The following is a 201-nucleotide window of genomic DNA, read 5'->3' on the forward strand; positions in this document are numbered from 1 at the left end:
CTTCCAGATATATTGCCTTATTCGCGCCCTTAACCACTGGTCAAGTCGTTGAATAAAGCCAGTCAGTTTCCCAATTGAGTAATATTGAAGCCAACCCCGCATTTTGCGATGAATTTCCTCAAACATTTGCTCAATGGATACTCCCCGATTGCGCTTTGTTAACAGCTTTAGTGCTTGCTTAACTCGCTTTTGTGATTGCTT

The 201-nt window shown here is 42.3% G+C and carries 1 protein-coding gene; it reads right to left on the reverse strand.

Annotated features, from left to right (window positions below):
- Nucleotides 1–201: group II intron maturase-specific domain-containing protein (locus FD32_RS05690; RefSeq protein ID WP_275453129.1), on the reverse strand; the 201-nt coding region annotated here is incomplete at both ends.

It is taken from the genome of Limosilactobacillus panis DSM 6035 (assembly GCF_001435935.1).
Lineage (GTDB): Bacteria > Bacillota > Bacilli > Lactobacillales > Lactobacillaceae > Limosilactobacillus > Limosilactobacillus panis.